Below are 14,450 nucleotides of genomic sequence, written 5' to 3'. Positions count from 1 at the left end.
CTGTATTGGATCTGTATTGTCGATGGTGCCGACGCGCATCCTGTCTCCACGGTATCAACTGAACGAGAGGGTGCGGTGATGGGCGGCATGAGCGATGTGCGCTTGCAACTGATGGCCAGGGAACTGGAAGCCGGGCAGCAGGCCAAGGTATTCAACGCGCCGGAAGGGCTTGGGCGTTGGGGGCTGATGCTGCATCGCTGGCACACCCGTAGGGCGCTGCTGCAGCTGACGGATGACGAGTTGCGCGATGTCGGGCTGAGCTGGGAGCAGGCCCGTACCGAAGGGCGTAAACCCTTCTGGAAAGACTAACAACGAGACGCAAGGCCGGTCCTACACCGACCGCGTCAGTTTTCAGATCAGCTCTTTAAGCCTGTGCCACAGCATGCCCAGCGCCAGTAGCGGCGAGCGCAGGTGCTTGCCGCCGGGGAAGGTGATATGCGGCACTTTGGCGAACAGATCGAAACGCCCGCTTTCCTGGCCACTGATGGCCTCGCCCAGCAGGCGCGCGGCCAGGTGGGTGGCGTTGAGCCCATGGCCTGAGTAAGCCTGGGCGTAATACACGTTCTGCTGGCTGGCCAGGCGGCCCACCTGCGGCAGGCGGTTGGCGCCAATGCCGATCATGCCGCCCCACTGGTAGTCGATGCGCACGTCGGCCAGCTGCGGGAACACCTGGAGCATCTTCGGGCGCATGTAGGCGGCGATGTCTTTCGGGTCGCGGCCTGAATAGTGGCAGGCACCGCCGAACAGCAGGCGGTGGTCGGCGGACAGGCGGTAGTAATCCAGCGCCACGCGCTGGTCACATACCGCCATGTTCTGTGGCAGCAACGTGCGGGCGCGCTCTTCGCCGAGCGGTTCGGTGGCGATGATGTAGCTGCCGGCCGGTAGCACCTTGCCGCCCAGCTCGCGGTTGAGGCCATTGAGGTAGGCGTTGCAGCACAGTACCAAGGTCTTGGCGCGTACCCGGCCCTGGGCGGTATGCACCTGCACTTCGGGGCCGTAGTCGATGCGGGTAACCTCGGACTGCTCGAACAGCTTTACGCCCAGGCTGCTGGCCACGGCCGCTTCACCCAAGGCCAGGTTGAGCGGGTGCAGGTGGCCGGAGCCCATGTCGATCAGCCCGCCCACATAGCAGTCGGCGCCGACCACGCTGTGGATATCGTCCTTGCCGACCAGCCGCAGCTCATGCGCGTAACCCAGGCTGCGCAGTTCTTCGGCGTCTTCGGCAAAGCCCAGCAGCTCGGCCGGCTTGTTGGCCAGGTCGCAGTAGCCCCAGGTCAGGTCGCAGGCGATGGCATGCTTCTCGACCCGCTCGCGGACGATCTGCACGGCCTCCAGGCCCATCAGCTTCATGCTGCGCACGCCTTCCTCGCCTATCACCGGCAGAAACTGTTCCAGGCCGTGGCCGACGCCGCGGATCAACTGCCCGCCATTGCGCCCGCTGGCGCCCCAGCCCAGTTTGCGCGCTTCCAGCAGGATGACCGACAGGCCGCGTTCGGCCAGTTCGATGGCAGTGTTCAGGCCCGAGTAGCCGCCGCCGACGATGCATACATCGGCGCTGTGCTCGCCCTGCAGGAAGGAGTAGTCAGGGTGTGGCGCGCTGCTGGCGGCGTAGTAGGAGGCGGCATGCTGCGCGCTGTGGATCATGGGGTTGGTCCTGAGGCTGGTGGGCTAGGGGAGGAGGATAAGTCGGGGTGGGGTAGTGGGCAACAAGGCGAGGGCTGCGCCCTCGTTCGCGGGCTCGCCCGCTGCCACAGGTACTCTACAATCTGAGACCTGCGAGTTACCTGTGGGAGCGGGCAAGCCTGCGAATGGGCTTATAATCCAACTTTTCCATCAGCTTTGTACTTGGTCATGTCCTGCAACCGCCACAAGATCCACTTCCTGCGCGAACTCATCCCCTCGTTCGAGTGCGAGCCCGGCTGCCACGACTGCTGCGGCCCGGTCACCACGTCGACAGAAGAAATGGCCCGCCTGCCGCGCAAGTCCCAGGCCGAGCAGGCAGCTGCCCTGGAGCGCCTGGACTGTGTGCACCTGGGCCCCAACGGTTGTACGGTGTATGAAGAGCGCCCGATGATCTGCCGCCTGTTTGGCACCACGCCACGCATGGCCTGCCCGCGTGGCCGTGGCCCTGAGCCGATGATCGAGCCAGCAGCCGAGCAACTCGTGCACCAGTTCATCGCCACAACCCGGCAGGTGCTGGTCTAGCCTCAGTCCGGGATCGGCAGGCAGAGGCTTTCTTTCACCTCTTCCATCACGATGTAGCTCTTCGATTCGCGCACGTGCGGCAGCTTCAGCAGGATGTCGCCAAGCAGCTTGCGGTACGACGCCATCTCCGAAATGCGCGCCTTCACCAGGTAGTCGAAGTCACCTGACACCAAGTGGCATTCCAGCACGTGGGGCAGCTTCAAGACCGCGCGGCGGAACTCCTCGAAGGTGTCGCCCGACTTGTAGTCCAGGCTGATTTCCACGAACACCAGCAGGCTGCCCTTGAGGTGCTGCGGGTTCAGGCGGGCGTTGTAGCCCATGATGATGCCCTCGCGCTCCAGGCGGCGTACCCGCTCGGTGCAAGGGGTGGTGGACAGCCCAACTTTCTCGCCCAGTTCGGTGAAGGAAATACGCCCGTCATTCTGCAGGATCCGCAGGATGTTACGGTCGATCTTGTCCAGTTCACGCTTGCTCTGGTGCTGGGTTCTCATAGGGGATGCCCCTCCGTGAAAGGCGATTTTGCCGAGAATTCTCGCCAATAATAGGCTTTTATATAGTGAATTGCACTGGTCTCAAATTCCTATACTGCGCCCATTCATGCCATATCAATAAAAGTCTGCGGCGTGCCGCGTGTGAGGGATATAACGATGCGAGTTCTGGTACTTGGTAGCGGTGTAATCGGAACCGCCAGTGCCTACTACCTGGCCCGGCAAGGTTTCGAAGTGACGGTGGTCGACCGCCAGCCGGCGGTGGCCATGGAAACCAGTTTTGCCAACGCCGGCCAGATCTCGCCCGGCTATGCCTCGCCCTGGGCCGCCCCAGGCGTGCCGCTGAAGGCCATCAAGTGGCTGCTGGAGCGCCACGCTCCCCTGGCCATCAAGCTCACCGGCGACGTCGACCAGTACCTGTGGATGGCGCAGATGCTGCGCAACTGCACCGCCAGCCGTTACGCGGTGAACAAGGAGCGCATGGTGCGCCTGTCCGAGTACAGCCGCGACTGCCTGGACGAACTGCGCGCCGAAACCGGCATTGCCTACGAAAGCCGCTCTTTGGGTACCACCCAGCTGTTCCGCACCCAGGCCCAGGTGGATGCCGCGGCCAAGGATATTGCCGTGCTCGAGCAGTCTGGCGTGCCTTACGAACTGCTGGACCGCGAGGGTATTGCCCGGGTCGAACCCGCCCTGGCTGGCGTGAAGGACATTCTGGCCGGCGCCCTGCGCCTGCCTAACGACCAGACCGGCGACTGCCAGATGTTCACCACCAAGCTCGCCGACATGGCCATCAAGCTGGGTGTGGAGTTCCGTTTTGGCCAGGACATCCAACGCCTGGACTTCGCGGGCGACCGCATCAATGGCGTGTGGATCGACGGCAAGCTGGAAACCGCCGACCGCTACGTGCTGGCGCTGGGCAGCTACTCGCCGCAGATGCTCAAGCCCCTGGGCATCAAGGCGCCGGTGTACCCGCTGAAGGGCTACTCGCTGACCGTACCGATCACCAACGGCGACATGGCCCCGACTTCGACCATTCTCGACGAGACCTACAAGGTCGCGATCACCCGTTTCGACAACCGTATCCGGGTTGGCGGCATGGCTGAAATTGCCGGTTTTGACCTGTCGCTGAACCCGCGTCGGCGCGAAACGCTGGAGATGATCGTCAACGACCTTTATCCTCGCGGTGGTGACCTGAGCCAGGCCAGTTTCTGGACCGGCCTGCGCCCGGCGACCCCGGACGGCACGCCGATCGTTGGTGCCACGGCGTTCCGCAACCTGTTCCTGAACACCGGTCACGGTACCCTGGGCTGGACCATGGCGTGCGGCTCCGGTCGCCTGCTGGCCGACCTGATTGCGCGCAAGAAACCGCAGATCAGTGCCGAAGGCCTGGACATTTCCCGTTATGGCAACAGCCGGGAAGCGACCAAGCAAGGGCAGGGCGCGCCGGTTCACCAGCAGTAATAGCCTGTACCGGCCTTTTCGCGGGCTCGCCCGCTCCCACAGGTACTGCACAGTTTTCAATACCTGTGATGCTCCTGTGGGAGCGGGCGAGCCCGCGAAGAATCCAACACCGATTTCAACCCGAACCACCATAAGGCAGCCGCCATGCGTCCCGCCCGCGCCCTGATCGACCTCCAGGCCCTGCGCCACAACTACCGTCTGGCCCGTGAACTGACCGGTGCCAAAGCCCTCGCAGTGATCAAGGCCGACGCCTATGGCCACGGTGCCGTACGCTGCGCCCTGGCCCTGGAGGCCGAAGCCAACGGCTTTGCCGTGGCTTGCATCGAAGAGGCGCTGGAGTTGCGCGCCGCCGGTATCAAGGCTCCGGTGCTGTTGCTGGAAGGCTTCTTCGAAGCCAGCGAGCTGGCGCTGGTTGCCGAGCACGACCTGTGGTGCGTGGTGCACTCGCTGTGGCAGCTGGAAGCCATCGAGAAAACCCAGCTGCACAAGCCGCTCACCATTTGGCTGAAGCTGGACAGCGGCATGCACCGCGTCGGCCTGCACCCCAAGGACTACCACGACGCCTACCAGCGCCTGCTGGCCAGCGGCAAGGTTTCGCGCATCGTGCTGATGAGCCACTTTGCCCGCGCTGACGAACTGGATGCCGACGCCACCGCCCAGCAGATCGCCGTGTTCGAAGCCGCCCGCCAGGGCCTGGCTGCCGAGTGCAGCCTGCGTAACTCGCCCGGCGTGCTGGGCTGGCCGCAAGCGCCCGGCGATTGGGTACGCCCAGGCCTGATGCTGTACGGTGCCACGCCGTTCGAAGTGCCCCAGGCCCAGGCCGCACGCCTGCAACCGGTGATGACCCTGCAATCGCGGGTCATCAGCGTGCGCGAGCTGCCTGCCGGCGAGCCGGTGGGCTACGGCGCCAAGTTCGTCAGCCCACGGCCAACCCGTGTTGGCGTGGTCGCCATGGGCTATGCCGATGGCTACCCACGCCAGGCGCCCAACGGCACCTCGGTGCTGGTCGCCGGCCAGCGCACCCAGCTGATCGGCCGGGTGTCGATGGACATGCTCAACATCGACCTGACCGACGTGCCGCAAGCCACCGTCGGCAGCCCGGTCGAATTGTGGGGCAAGCAGGTGCTGGCCAGCGAAGTAGCCGCGCAAGCGGGCACCATTCCCTACCAGATCTTCTGCAATCTGAAACGGGTACCTCGGGACTACATCGGCGAATGAAACGCTGAAGCGGACAGGTTGCAGGGCGGTGTGTTGTAAATACTGAACGGCATTGCCATGATATCGTTCACATCCACCCCCTTTACCACCGTTTCAGGAGGCTCCAGCTTTGGACGTCGGCGAACGACTGCAAGTCATCCGCAAGCTCAAGGGCCTGTCCCAGCGTGAACTCGCCAAGCGTGCCGGCGTGACCAATAGCACCATCTCGATGATCGAGAAGAACAGCGTGAGCCCTTCTATCAGCTCGCTGCGCAAGGTGTTGAGCGGCATTCCCATGTCCATGGTCGAGTTCTTTTCCGTCGAGCTGGAACCTGAAAGCCCCGCGCAAATCGTCTACAAGGCCCACGAGCTGATTGATATCTCGGATGGCGCGGTGACCATGAAGCTGGTCGGCAAGTCGCACCCCAACCGTGCCATCGCGTTTCTCACCGAGGTGTATCCGCCAGGTGCCGACACCGGTGCCGAGATGCTCACCCATGACGGCGAGGAAACCGGCATCCTGCTCGAAGGGCGGCTGGAGCTGGTGGTCGGCAACGAGATCTTCATCCTTGAAGAAGGCGACAGCTACTACTTCGAAAGCACCCGCCCGCACCGCTTTCGCAACCCTTTCAACCAGCCTGCGCGCCTGATCAGTGCGGCAACGCCTTCAAACTTTTGATCCAGCGCAGTGCATTGATTCGGCAATACCCCTTTCCCGTGTAGGGTCGTTTCACGGCCTCTGGGTTCCCGCTATACTTTTCAACGCTCGCCGTTCCGTGGCCGCGAGCGTGATTAGCCACCATGAGGGTGTTCGCGTGAACCAAATCAAGAAGATGCTGGCCGTACCAGCAGCCGTATTCGCCCTCTGGGCAATGAGCGCAACCGCTGCGACCAATGACGACATTGCCAAACGCCTGGAGCCGGTTGGCCAGGTGTGCGTCCAGGGCCAGGAATGCAAAGGCATGGAAGTGGCTGTTGCAGCGGGGGGCGGGGGTGCCAAGACCCCAGATGAGATCATCGCCAAGCACTGCAATGCTTGCCATGGCAGCGGTCTGCTCGGCGCGCCGAAGATTGGCGATACCGCCGCGTGGAAAGAACGCGCTGACCATCAGGGCGGCCTGGATGGCATCCTGGCCAAGGCCATTACCGGCATCAACGCCATGCCACCCAAAGGCACTTGCGCGGACTGCTCGGATGACGACCTGAAAGGGGCGATCAAGAAGATGTCCGGGCTGTAAGACACAGCTGAATTGCATCAGGCCCGCCGTTGATGGCGGGCTTTGTATTTGTGGTGCCTGTGCTGGCCCGCCAATGCCATGCCCCATCCCTGAATCTATGGATGCGCAGGTGCCCGCTTAGGTCCGAGTCGGGTGACTGTATAACTAGCATTTTTACCAGTTTTGTTTTTCGGGCTTCAGGAGAATGCTTAAGCTTGTCATTGTGCTGGTAGGTGCGTTGCAATGGATTCGGGCTGGGAGAGCAATAACTGTTCAGAGCAGGCTGCAGGCAGTCGGGCGCAGCCGCAAAGGCTGATGCCCGGCGCTGCCCGTGGGCATCCTGGCTATTTGCCGTATGGCTATCTCTCAATTTCACAGACCCTGCTCGGTTTTAATGGTGACCGACGGGATCCTGTTACAGACTGTTATCTATTGGGCAATGGTCGTCGAGCATTCAACCCAACATTGATGCGTTTCATTAGCTCGGACAGGATGAGCCCTTTCGCAGCGGGTGGATTGAATTCATATGCGTATTGTTTGGGTGACCCTGTAAATCGTCACGACCCACAGGGAAATGTTTCGATAAAAAAATTAGCCTTGTCGTTATCGAGACGGGGGAACCATAGGACGGCAAAAGGCCCGGGGAAAGTAAATTCGTACGGGGGCAGCTACATTAGTGAAACTAGGGTTCATACAAAAATCGAAGAGAATTTTTCACCCGCCATCAATAAGATAACAATCAATCAGGATGCTAAGATTCCTGCAGGTTATGAATTGATTGGGTATCACGGCAGCAGGCGCCCGAATGCTGAGAAAACGCTGCTGTCAGGGCTTAATTCTCGCCATGGCACGGTAATGTGGTATGGGCATGGATTTTATACTTCGCCATATGTCAATGTTGCCAGTATTTACGCTGGTAAGGATGGCAGAATATACGGAGTCTACGCAAAGAATTTTAGCGAGTGGGTTCATGGAAAGCATTTTAAATTGCCCAATAGGGAGGAAATGGTGATTCTTGAGTCAGCCTATAAAAATGTTATTGTGAGGCGCGAAGTCAAATTTCCACTGGTGCTCAGCGATACATTCGAAAAGTTTATGAATTCGCCTCCAGATGAAAATTGGCGGTTATGGTCTTCCTCCCGCATGTAGTCGTCCCCCGAAGGCCATGGCAGTTCGGAATGCTGTTCTCTTCGGTCAAGGCTGTCGAAGAGCAGGCCGGTACAGGCAACCAACCCGCCAGTGCCATGTCCAACCCCTGAACCCATGGATGTCTCAGGAGGCCCCGATGCACCTCTGCTCCATCGACCAGGCTGTCGAGCAGGTCTTGTCCCGCCTGCCAGCCCACATCCACATGGGCCTGCCGCTGGGCCTGGGCAAGCCCAATGCCTTCGTCAACGCCCTCTACGCCCGGGTGCGTGAGCTGCCCGAACGGCGCCTGACTATCTACACCGCGCTGTCCCTCGGCCGCCCGCCATTGGGCGATGGCCTGCAGCGGCGCTTTCTCGAACCCTTCGTCGAGCGCGTCTTCGCCGACTACGAAGAGCTCGACTACCTCGCCGACCTGCGCAACGCCAGCCTGCCGCCGAACATCCGCGTCGAGCAGTTTTTCATGCAGCCCGGCAGCCTGCTACACAGCGAGGCTGCCCAGCAGGATTACATCAGCAGCAACTACAGCCACGCCGCACGCGACATCAACGCCAAGGGCCTGAACCTGGTCGCGCAATTGGTGGCCGCCACACCTGAAAAGCCTGTTCACCTGAGCCTTGCCTGCAACCCCGACATCACCCTCGACCTGCTGCCGATGATCGCCAAGCGCCGTGCGGCCGGCGAGACCATACTCATGCTCGGCCAGGTGCACGCCGAACTGCCCTACATGCCCGGCGATGCGGAACTGCCCATCGATGCGTTCGACCTGCTGATCGACGAGGCCGAGCAACGTCGCCTGTTCTCCACACCGAACATGCCGGTGGGCACCCAGGACCACTGCATCGGCCTGCACGCCAGCACACTGGTACGCGATGGCGGCACCCTGCAGATCGGCATCGGTGCCATGGGCGATGCAGTTGCCGCCGCGTTGCTGGCCCGCCAGGGTGACAATGCAGGCTACCGCGCCTTGCTCGACGAGCTGGATACGGGCCCGTGGCATGCGCTGATCGAGCGCGAAGGGGGGCTGGGGACGTTTGCCCAAGGCCTGTACGGCTGCAGCGAGATGTTCGTCAATGGCCTGCTGGTACTGGCCGAAGCAGGCCTGCTGCGGCGCCCGGCCGATGAGCAGGGGCCAGTGGTGCATGGCGGCTTTTTCCTTGGCCCGCAGGCGTTCTACCAGCGGTTAAGGGAGATGCCACTCGAACAGCGCGCACGTTTTGCCATGACCCGTATCAGCTTCATCAACGAGCTGTACGGGCAGGAAGAACTCAAGCGACGTCAGCGCCGCGATGCGCGCTTCATCAACACGGCGTTCGCCATGACCTTGCTCGGCGCCGGGGTGGCCGATCAGCTGGAAGACGGCCGCGTGCTCAGTGGCGTGGGCGGGCAGTACAACTTCGTCGCCCAAGGCCATGCGCTAGAGGGAGGGCGCTCGATTCTGCTGCTGCGCAGCTGGCGCGAGGCAGGCGGGGAGGTGACCTCAAACCTGTTCTGGACGTATGGCCACTGCACCATACCTCGGCACCTGCGCGATATCGTGGTGACCGAATACGGCATTGCGGATTTGCGCGGGCAAACCGACAGCGAGGTGATTGCACGGTTGCTGGCAGTGAGCGATTCGCGTTTCCAGCAGGGGCTCATCGAGCAGGCAAAAGAGGCCGGCAAGCTGCCCAAGAGTTTTGAGCTGGACGCTCGCTTTACTGACAATACGCCGCAGCGGTTGGAGGCGATCAGGGCGCGGCATGCGCGGCTGTTCCCGGAGTATCCGATGGGGACGGACTTCACAGCTGAAGAGCGCGACCTGTTGCGGGCGCTGAACTGGTTGAAGAGCAAGTTCAAGCTGAGCGAGGTGCTGGAGCTGGGCAAGGCAGCGTTGGATGCGCCGGGGCCGGAGGGGTATCAAGGGCACCTGGAGCGGATGGGGCTGGGCGCTCCGCAGGGATTGAAGGAAGAGCTGTATCAGCGGCTTTTGCTGGCAGGGTTGGCGGCGACCTGAAGATTGCCGGGGCTGCTTTGCAGCCCATCGCCGGCAAGCCAGCTCCCACAGGAGTTTCACAGAGGCCGAGCCTTGTGCAGTACCTGTGGGAGCTGGCTTGCCGGCGATGGGGCCGGTACAGGCTTACTCGATGAAGCTGACCACGCCGCCTTCCAGCGACTTCACCCGGGCCAGCGATTCAACGCGGTAGCCCTGGCTGTCCAGCTCGGCACGGCCGCCCTGGAACGACTTCTCGATCACGATACCCAGGCCGGCCACGGTGGCACCGGCTTGCTTGATGATCGAGATCAGCGCCTGCGACGCCTTGCCGTTGGCCAGGAAGTCGTCGATCACCAGCACGCGGTCGCTGCTGTTGAGGTGGCGTGGCGAAATGGCCACGGTGTTCTCGGTCTGCTTGGTGAAGGAGTACACCGAGGCAGTCAGCAGGTTCTCGGTAAGGGTCAGCGACTGGTGCTTGCGCGCAAAGATCACCGGTACGCCCAGCTTCAGGCCGGTCATCACCGCCGGGGCAATGCCCGAGGCTTCGATGGTGACGATCTTGGTCACGCCGGCGTCGGCGAACAAGCGGGCGAACTCGTCACCGATCAACTGCATCAGAGCAGGGTCGATCTGGTGGTTGAGAAACGCGTCGACTTTGAGAACCTGGTCGGAAAGCACGATGCCTTCTTCGCGAATCTTCTGATGCAGTGCTTCCACTTTGTTTTCCTCGATGTAGCAAAGGTGGCCGCAAATAGCGGCAAAGTTTAAGAGTAATGGTTGATCAGCGTTTGAGCATTGCCCGGATATCGGCCAGGGCGTTGTTGCCGCGTGCGGCCTTTACCTCGACCGGCGCATCGTCCAGGCCCTCCCAGGCCAGGTCGTCCGGAGGCAGTTCGTCAAGGAACCGGCTGGGCGTGCAGTCGATGATTTCACCGTACTGCTTGCGCTTGGCAGCGAAGGTGAAGGCCAGGGTCTGGCGCGCGCGGGTAATGCCCACGTAGGCCAGGCGGCGTTCCTCTTCGATGGTGTCGGCCTCGATGCTGGAGCGGTGCGGGAGGATTTCCTCTTCCATGCCCATGATGAACACGTAGGGAAATTCCAGGCCCTTGGAGGCGTGCAGGGTCATCATCTGCACACCTTCGGCGTTCTCTTCTTCTTCCTGCTGACGCTCGAGCATGTCACGCAACACCAGCTTGCCGATGGCGTCCTCGATGGTCATGTCACCCTCTTCGTCTTTCTCGAGGGTGTTTTTCAGCGCTTCGACCAGGAACCAGACGTTGCTGATCCGGAACTCCGCCGCCTTGTCGCTGGCGGTCTGCTGGCGGATCCAGTTCTCGTAGTCGATATCGCGGATCATCTCGTGCAGCGCGGCAATCGGGTCTTCCAGGGCTACCTTGTGGCGTACCCCGTCGAGCCAGTGCTTGAAGCGCTGCAAACGCTCGGTGTAGCGGGCGTCCAGGTGCTCACCCAGGCCCAGTTCCTCGCTGGCGGCGTACATAGAAATGCCGCGCTCGGTGGAATAGTTGCCGAGCTTTTCCAGGGTGGTGGAGCCGATTTCGCGGCGCGGTACGTTGATTACCCGCAGGTAGGCGTTGTCATCGTCCGGGTTCACCAACAGGCGCAGGTAGGCCATCAGGTCCTTTACCTCCTGGCGGCCGAAGAAGCTGTTGCCGCCCGACAGGCGATACGGCACCTGGTGGTGCTGCAGCTTCAGTTCGATCAGCTTGGCCTGGTAGTTACCGCGGTAGAGGATTGCGAAATCGCTGTACGGGCGATTGGTGCGCAGGTGCAAGGTGAGGATTTCCATGGCCACGCGTTCGGCCTCGGCTTCCTCGTTCTTGCAGCGGATGACGCGGATCTCGTCGCCCACGCCCATCTCGCTCCACAGCTGTTTCTCGAACGCGTGCGGGTTGTTGGCGATCAACACGTTGGCACAGCGCAGGATGCGGCTGGTGGAGCGGTAGTTCTGCTCGAGCATGACGATCTTCAGGGAGGGGTAGTCCTCCTTGAGCAGCATCAGGTTTTCGGGGCGGGCACCACGCCAGGCATAGATCGACTGGTCGTCGTCACCCACCACGGTGAACTGGTTGCGCATGCCGATCAGCATTTTCACCAGCAGGTACTGGCTGGCATTGGTGTCCTGGTATTCGTCCACCAGCAGGTAGCGCACGCGGTTCTGCCAGCGCTCCAGTACCTCGGGGTGCTCCTGGAACAGTTTGACCGGCTGCAGGATCAGGTCGTCGAAGTCCACCGCGTTAAACGCTTTGAGCGTGCGCTGGTAGTGGGTGTAGACGATGGCGGCGGTCTGCTCGCGCGGGTTGCGCGCCTTTTCCAGGGCCTCGGGTGGCAGGACCAGGTCGTTCTTCCAGGCACCGATCATGTTCTTGATCTCGTCGATGCCGTCGTCGCCGGAGTATTCCTTCTGCATGATGTCCGACAGCAACGCCTTGATGTCGGACTCGTCGAAGATCGAGAAGCCTGGCTTGTAGCCCAGCTTGTCGTGCTCCTTGCGGATGATGTTCAGGCCCAGGTTGTGGAAGGTACACACCGTCAGGCCACGGCCTTCCCCCGGGCGCAGCAGGGTGGCGACCCGCTCCTTCATCTCGCGTGCGGCCTTGTTGGTGAAGGTCATCGCCACGATGTACTGGGCACGGATGCCGCAGTTCTGGATGAGGTGGGCAATCTTGCGCGTGATCACGCTGGTCTTGCCCGAACCTGCACCGGCGAGCACCAAAAGAGGGCCGCCGACGTAGTCACGGGCTTCTTGCTGCCTGGGATTGAGTCGGGACATGCTAGAAACCGGGGGTCGCCAGAAAATAGCCGCGCATTCTAACAGGCATGGGGCGGTTGTGGCGCGACCGTCTGACGTCTGAGTCAGACTTTTGTCCGCCTCATTATTAGCGCCACTAATGCTAGCAACTGAAAAAATCATATTTGCCGGCTCGTCTGGTTTCGAGCACGATGCACGACAAAATACGTCGGGATGCTACGCCCGCAAATGCATGTATAAAAGTGAAAATCATTTTCATTAATGCAGTAGCATACTGGCAGATATCGTTGCACCGTGAAGTCCTAAGGAGCCCGCTTGTCCACGCCTGTCGAACCTTTGCGTTTGCTGCTGTTGGCTGATGAGCCGCAATGGGCCGCCTTGTTGCACGCCTGCATGCCTGCCCTTAACGGCAGTGCCGTGCTGCTGACCGCGCCTGACTGGGACTCGGTCGATAGCCTGTTCAGCCATGATCGCCAGGCCGTGGTGCTGGCAACTCCGGCCTTGCAGCCGGTGCCTGGGCGCTGCGAGCTGCCAACTATTCTGCTGCTGGACCACGAGCCCGAGGTGGCGCCCAGCGCCGTCAGCGACTGGCTGGTACGCGACCAGCTCAATGCCGACACCCTGCGCCGCTCGCTGCGCCATGTGCGCGAACGCGGGGTGCTGGTGGCCACTTTGCAGCGCTTGGCCGAACAGGACCCACTGACCGGCATCGCCAACCGCCAGGGCTTCCAGGCCTTGCTGACCGCGCGCCTGGCCGAGAACGAGGGCCGTGGCATTGCCTTGGGCCACCTGGACCTGGACAACTTCCGCCACGTCAACGATGCGCTCGGCCACCAGAGCGGCGACCGCTTGATCCTGCAGGTGGTGGCGCGGCTGCAAAACCAGCTCGAAGCAGGCGACCAGCTGGCTCGCCTGGGCAGCGACGAGTTCGCCTTGCTGATCGACACCCGCCGCGACGCCAACCGTGCCGAGTGGATTGCCGAGCGCATCGTCGAGGCCCTGGCCGAACCCTACTGGATCGACGGCGAAAGCCTGCTGCTGGGTTGCAGCCTGGGCCTGGCCCATGCCCGCGCGCAGAGCGGTGCCGACCCGCTGATGTGGCATGCGCACATCGCCATGCGCCAGGCCAAGGGCAGCCAGGGCTGCACCTTCCATGTGTTCAATGAACGCATCAATCGCAACGCCCGCAGCCTTGCCGACCTGGAAAGCGAGCTGCGCCGCGCGCTGCGCCGTGACGAGCTGGAGCTGCATTACCAGCCGCGGCTCGACCTGGCCGACGGGCGCATTGTCGGCCTGGAGGCGCTGGTGCGCTGGCGCCATGCCGAACGCGGGCTGTTACCGCCCAGCGAATTCGTGCCCTTGGCCGAGCAGAGCGGCCTGATCGTGCCCTTGGGCTACTGGGTGATTTCCCGCGCGCTGCGCGACATGCAGGCGCTGTGCGAGCGCGGCCTGGAGCCGCTGCACATGGCGGTCAACCTGAGTTTCCGCCAGTTCCAGGACAGCCAGCTGCTAGCCACCCTGAGTCGCCTGATCCTTGAGCATGGCGTGGACGCCCGCTGGCTGGAATTCGAACTGACCGAAACGGCGGTGATGCGCCGCAACGAGCTGGTACGCCAGACCATGGACGCCCTCGGCCGGCTGGGCGTGCGCTTCTCGCTCGACGATTTCGGCACCGGGTTTTCTTCGTTCGTACACCTCAACAGCTTGCCGATCACTTTGCTGAAGGTGGACCGCAGTTTTGTCGCGGGAATGGAAATGCGCGAGGAAAACCGCAAGCTGGTGCACGCCATGATCAACCTGGCGCACAACCTCAACCTCGAAGTGGTGGCCGAGGGGGTGGAGAGCGAAGAGCAGCTGGCGTTGTTGCGTGGGTTTGGCTGTGATCAGGTGCAGGGCTTTTTGGTCAGCAAGCCGCTGCCGGTCGGGGAGTTGATCGATTTTTTGCTGAAGGTGCCTGGCTGTCAGTTGGATGCTGTCCTTTAGGGCCC

At 62.0% G+C, this 14,450-nt stretch carries 13 protein-coding genes; 9 read left to right on the top strand and 4 right to left on the bottom strand.

What is annotated here, in order from left to right:
• Positions 1 to 78 precede the first annotated feature (78 nt).
• Complete coding sequence (locus WF331_RS14005) at positions 79 to 309, top strand: DUF1127 domain-containing protein (RefSeq protein WP_016502218.1); 231 nt, start codon at positions 79 to 81, stop codon at positions 307 to 309.
• 42 nt (positions 310 to 351) lie between these two features.
• Here the strand turns inward: WF331_RS14005 and WF331_RS14000 are convergent, their stop codons facing one another.
• Entirely contained in the window at positions 352 to 1,644 is a 1,293-nt protein-coding gene (locus WF331_RS14000; RefSeq protein WP_340623009.1) for an NAD(P)/FAD-dependent oxidoreductase, read from the bottom strand.
• Positions 1,645 to 1,851: 207 nt separating this feature from the next.
• Here WF331_RS14000 and WF331_RS13995 point away from each other — a divergent pair, with 207 nt between their 5' ends.
• Complete coding sequence (locus WF331_RS13995) at positions 1,852 to 2,205, top strand: YkgJ family cysteine cluster protein (protein ID WP_016502216.1); 354 nt, start codon at positions 1,852 to 1,854, stop codon at positions 2,203 to 2,205.
• Positions 2,206 to 2,207: 2 nt separating this feature from the next.
• Here the strand turns inward: WF331_RS13995 and dadR are convergent, their stop codons facing one another.
• The gene (gene dadR, locus WF331_RS13990) at positions 2,208 to 2,696 is read right to left on the bottom strand and encodes a transcriptional regulator DadR (protein ID WP_003258963.1); all 489 of its coding nucleotides are present in this window, start codon (positions 2,694 to 2,696) and stop codon (positions 2,208 to 2,210) included.
• A 156-nt stretch (positions 2,697 to 2,852) separates the two neighbouring features.
• Between dadR and dadA the strand changes: the two genes are divergently transcribed.
• The 6 genes from dadA to WF331_RS13960 all read left to right on the top strand — a co-directional run bounded on the left by dadA (position 2,853) and on the right by WF331_RS13960 (position 9,713).
• Entirely contained in the window at positions 2,853 to 4,157 is a 1,305-nt protein-coding gene (gene dadA, locus WF331_RS13985; protein ID WP_016502215.1) for a D-amino acid dehydrogenase, read from the top strand.
• Positions 4,158 to 4,301: 144 nt separating this feature from the next.
• Positions 4,302 to 5,375, top strand: coding sequence for an alanine racemase (gene alr, locus WF331_RS13980; RefSeq protein WP_340623008.1), 1,074 nt, complete (start codon positions 4,302 to 4,304; stop codon positions 5,373 to 5,375).
• A gap of 109 nt (positions 5,376 to 5,484) precedes the next feature.
• On the top strand, positions 5,485 to 6,033 hold the full coding sequence (locus WF331_RS13975; protein ID WP_016502213.1) for a cupin domain-containing protein: 549 nt from the start codon (positions 5,485 to 5,487) through the stop codon (positions 6,031 to 6,033).
• Positions 6,034 to 6,187: 154 nt separating this feature from the next.
• Entirely contained in the window at positions 6,188 to 6,592 is a 405-nt protein-coding gene (locus WF331_RS13970; protein WP_041168151.1) for a c-type cytochrome, read from the top strand.
• A gap of 222 nt (positions 6,593 to 6,814) precedes the next feature.
• Positions 6,815 to 7,720, top strand: a complete 906-nt coding sequence (locus WF331_RS13965; RefSeq protein WP_445324680.1) for an RHS repeat-associated core domain-containing protein — start codon at positions 6,815 to 6,817, stop codon at positions 7,718 to 7,720.
• A gap of 136 nt (positions 7,721 to 7,856) precedes the next feature.
• Positions 7,857 to 9,713, top strand: a complete 1,857-nt coding sequence (locus WF331_RS13960) for an acetyl-CoA hydrolase/transferase C-terminal domain-containing protein (protein ID WP_340623007.1) — start codon at positions 7,857 to 7,859, stop codon at positions 9,711 to 9,713.
• A 123-nt stretch (positions 9,714 to 9,836) separates the two neighbouring features.
• On the opposite strand, the gene WF331_RS13955 is transcribed toward WF331_RS13960, so the two are convergent.
• Positions 9,837 to 10,409: a xanthine phosphoribosyltransferase gene (locus WF331_RS13955; RefSeq protein WP_003253535.1), complete on the bottom strand. Its 573-nt coding sequence runs from the start codon at positions 10,407 to 10,409 to the stop codon at positions 9,837 to 9,839.
• A gap of 64 nt (positions 10,410 to 10,473) precedes the next feature.
• Positions 10,474 to 12,483, bottom strand: coding sequence for a DNA helicase Rep (gene rep / locus WF331_RS13950; protein ID WP_016502210.1), 2,010 nt, complete (start codon positions 12,481 to 12,483; stop codon positions 10,474 to 10,476).
• Positions 12,484 to 12,777: 294 nt separating this feature from the next.
• Here rep and WF331_RS13945 point away from each other — a divergent pair, with 294 nt between their 5' ends.
• Positions 12,778 to 14,445, top strand: a complete 1,668-nt coding sequence (locus tag WF331_RS13945) for a putative bifunctional diguanylate cyclase/phosphodiesterase (RefSeq protein ID WP_016502209.1) — start codon at positions 12,778 to 12,780, stop codon at positions 14,443 to 14,445.
• Positions 14,446 to 14,450: the final 5 nt, after the last annotated feature.

Origin of the sequence: Pseudomonas sp. YNh (assembly GCF_037993085.1) — a bacterium.
Lineage (GTDB): Bacteria > Pseudomonadota > Gammaproteobacteria > Pseudomonadales > Pseudomonadaceae > Aquipseudomonas > Aquipseudomonas putida.
Note: the sequence above shows the minus strand (reverse complement) of the source record. Positions and strands in the feature narration are given on the sequence as shown.

Bases quoted from the DNA above. Each gene is read 5' to 3' on its own strand.
- WF331_RS13970 (WP_041168151.1), top strand. From the start codon at position 6,188: ATGCTGGCCGTACCAGCAGCCGTATTCGCCCTCTGGGCAATGAGCGCA.
- WF331_RS14005 (WP_016502218.1), top strand. From the start codon at position 79: ATGGGCGGCATGAGCGATGTGCGCTTGCAACTGATGGCCAGGGAACTG.
- alr (WP_340623008.1), top strand. From the start codon at position 4,302: ATGCGTCCCGCCCGCGCCCTGATCGACCTCCAGGCCCTGCGCCACAAC.
- WF331_RS14000 (WP_340623009.1), bottom strand. From the start codon at position 1,644: ATGATCCACAGCGCGCAGCATGCCGCCTCCTACTACGCCGCCAGCAGC.
- dadA (WP_016502215.1), top strand. From the start codon at position 2,853: ATGCGAGTTCTGGTACTTGGTAGCGGTGTAATCGGAACCGCCAGTGCC.
- rep (WP_016502210.1), bottom strand. From the start codon at position 12,483: ATGTCCCGACTCAATCCCAGGCAGCAAGAAGCCCGTGACTACGTCGGC.
- WF331_RS13995 (WP_016502216.1), top strand. From the start codon at position 1,852: ATGTCCTGCAACCGCCACAAGATCCACTTCCTGCGCGAACTCATCCCC.
- dadR (WP_003258963.1), bottom strand. From the start codon at position 2,696: ATGAGAACCCAGCACCAGAGCAAGCGTGAACTGGACAAGATCGACCGT.
- WF331_RS13965 (WP_445324680.1), top strand. From the start codon at position 6,815: ATGGATTCGGGCTGGGAGAGCAATAACTGTTCAGAGCAGGCTGCAGGC.
- WF331_RS13960 (WP_340623007.1), top strand. From the start codon at position 7,857: ATGCACCTCTGCTCCATCGACCAGGCTGTCGAGCAGGTCTTGTCCCGC.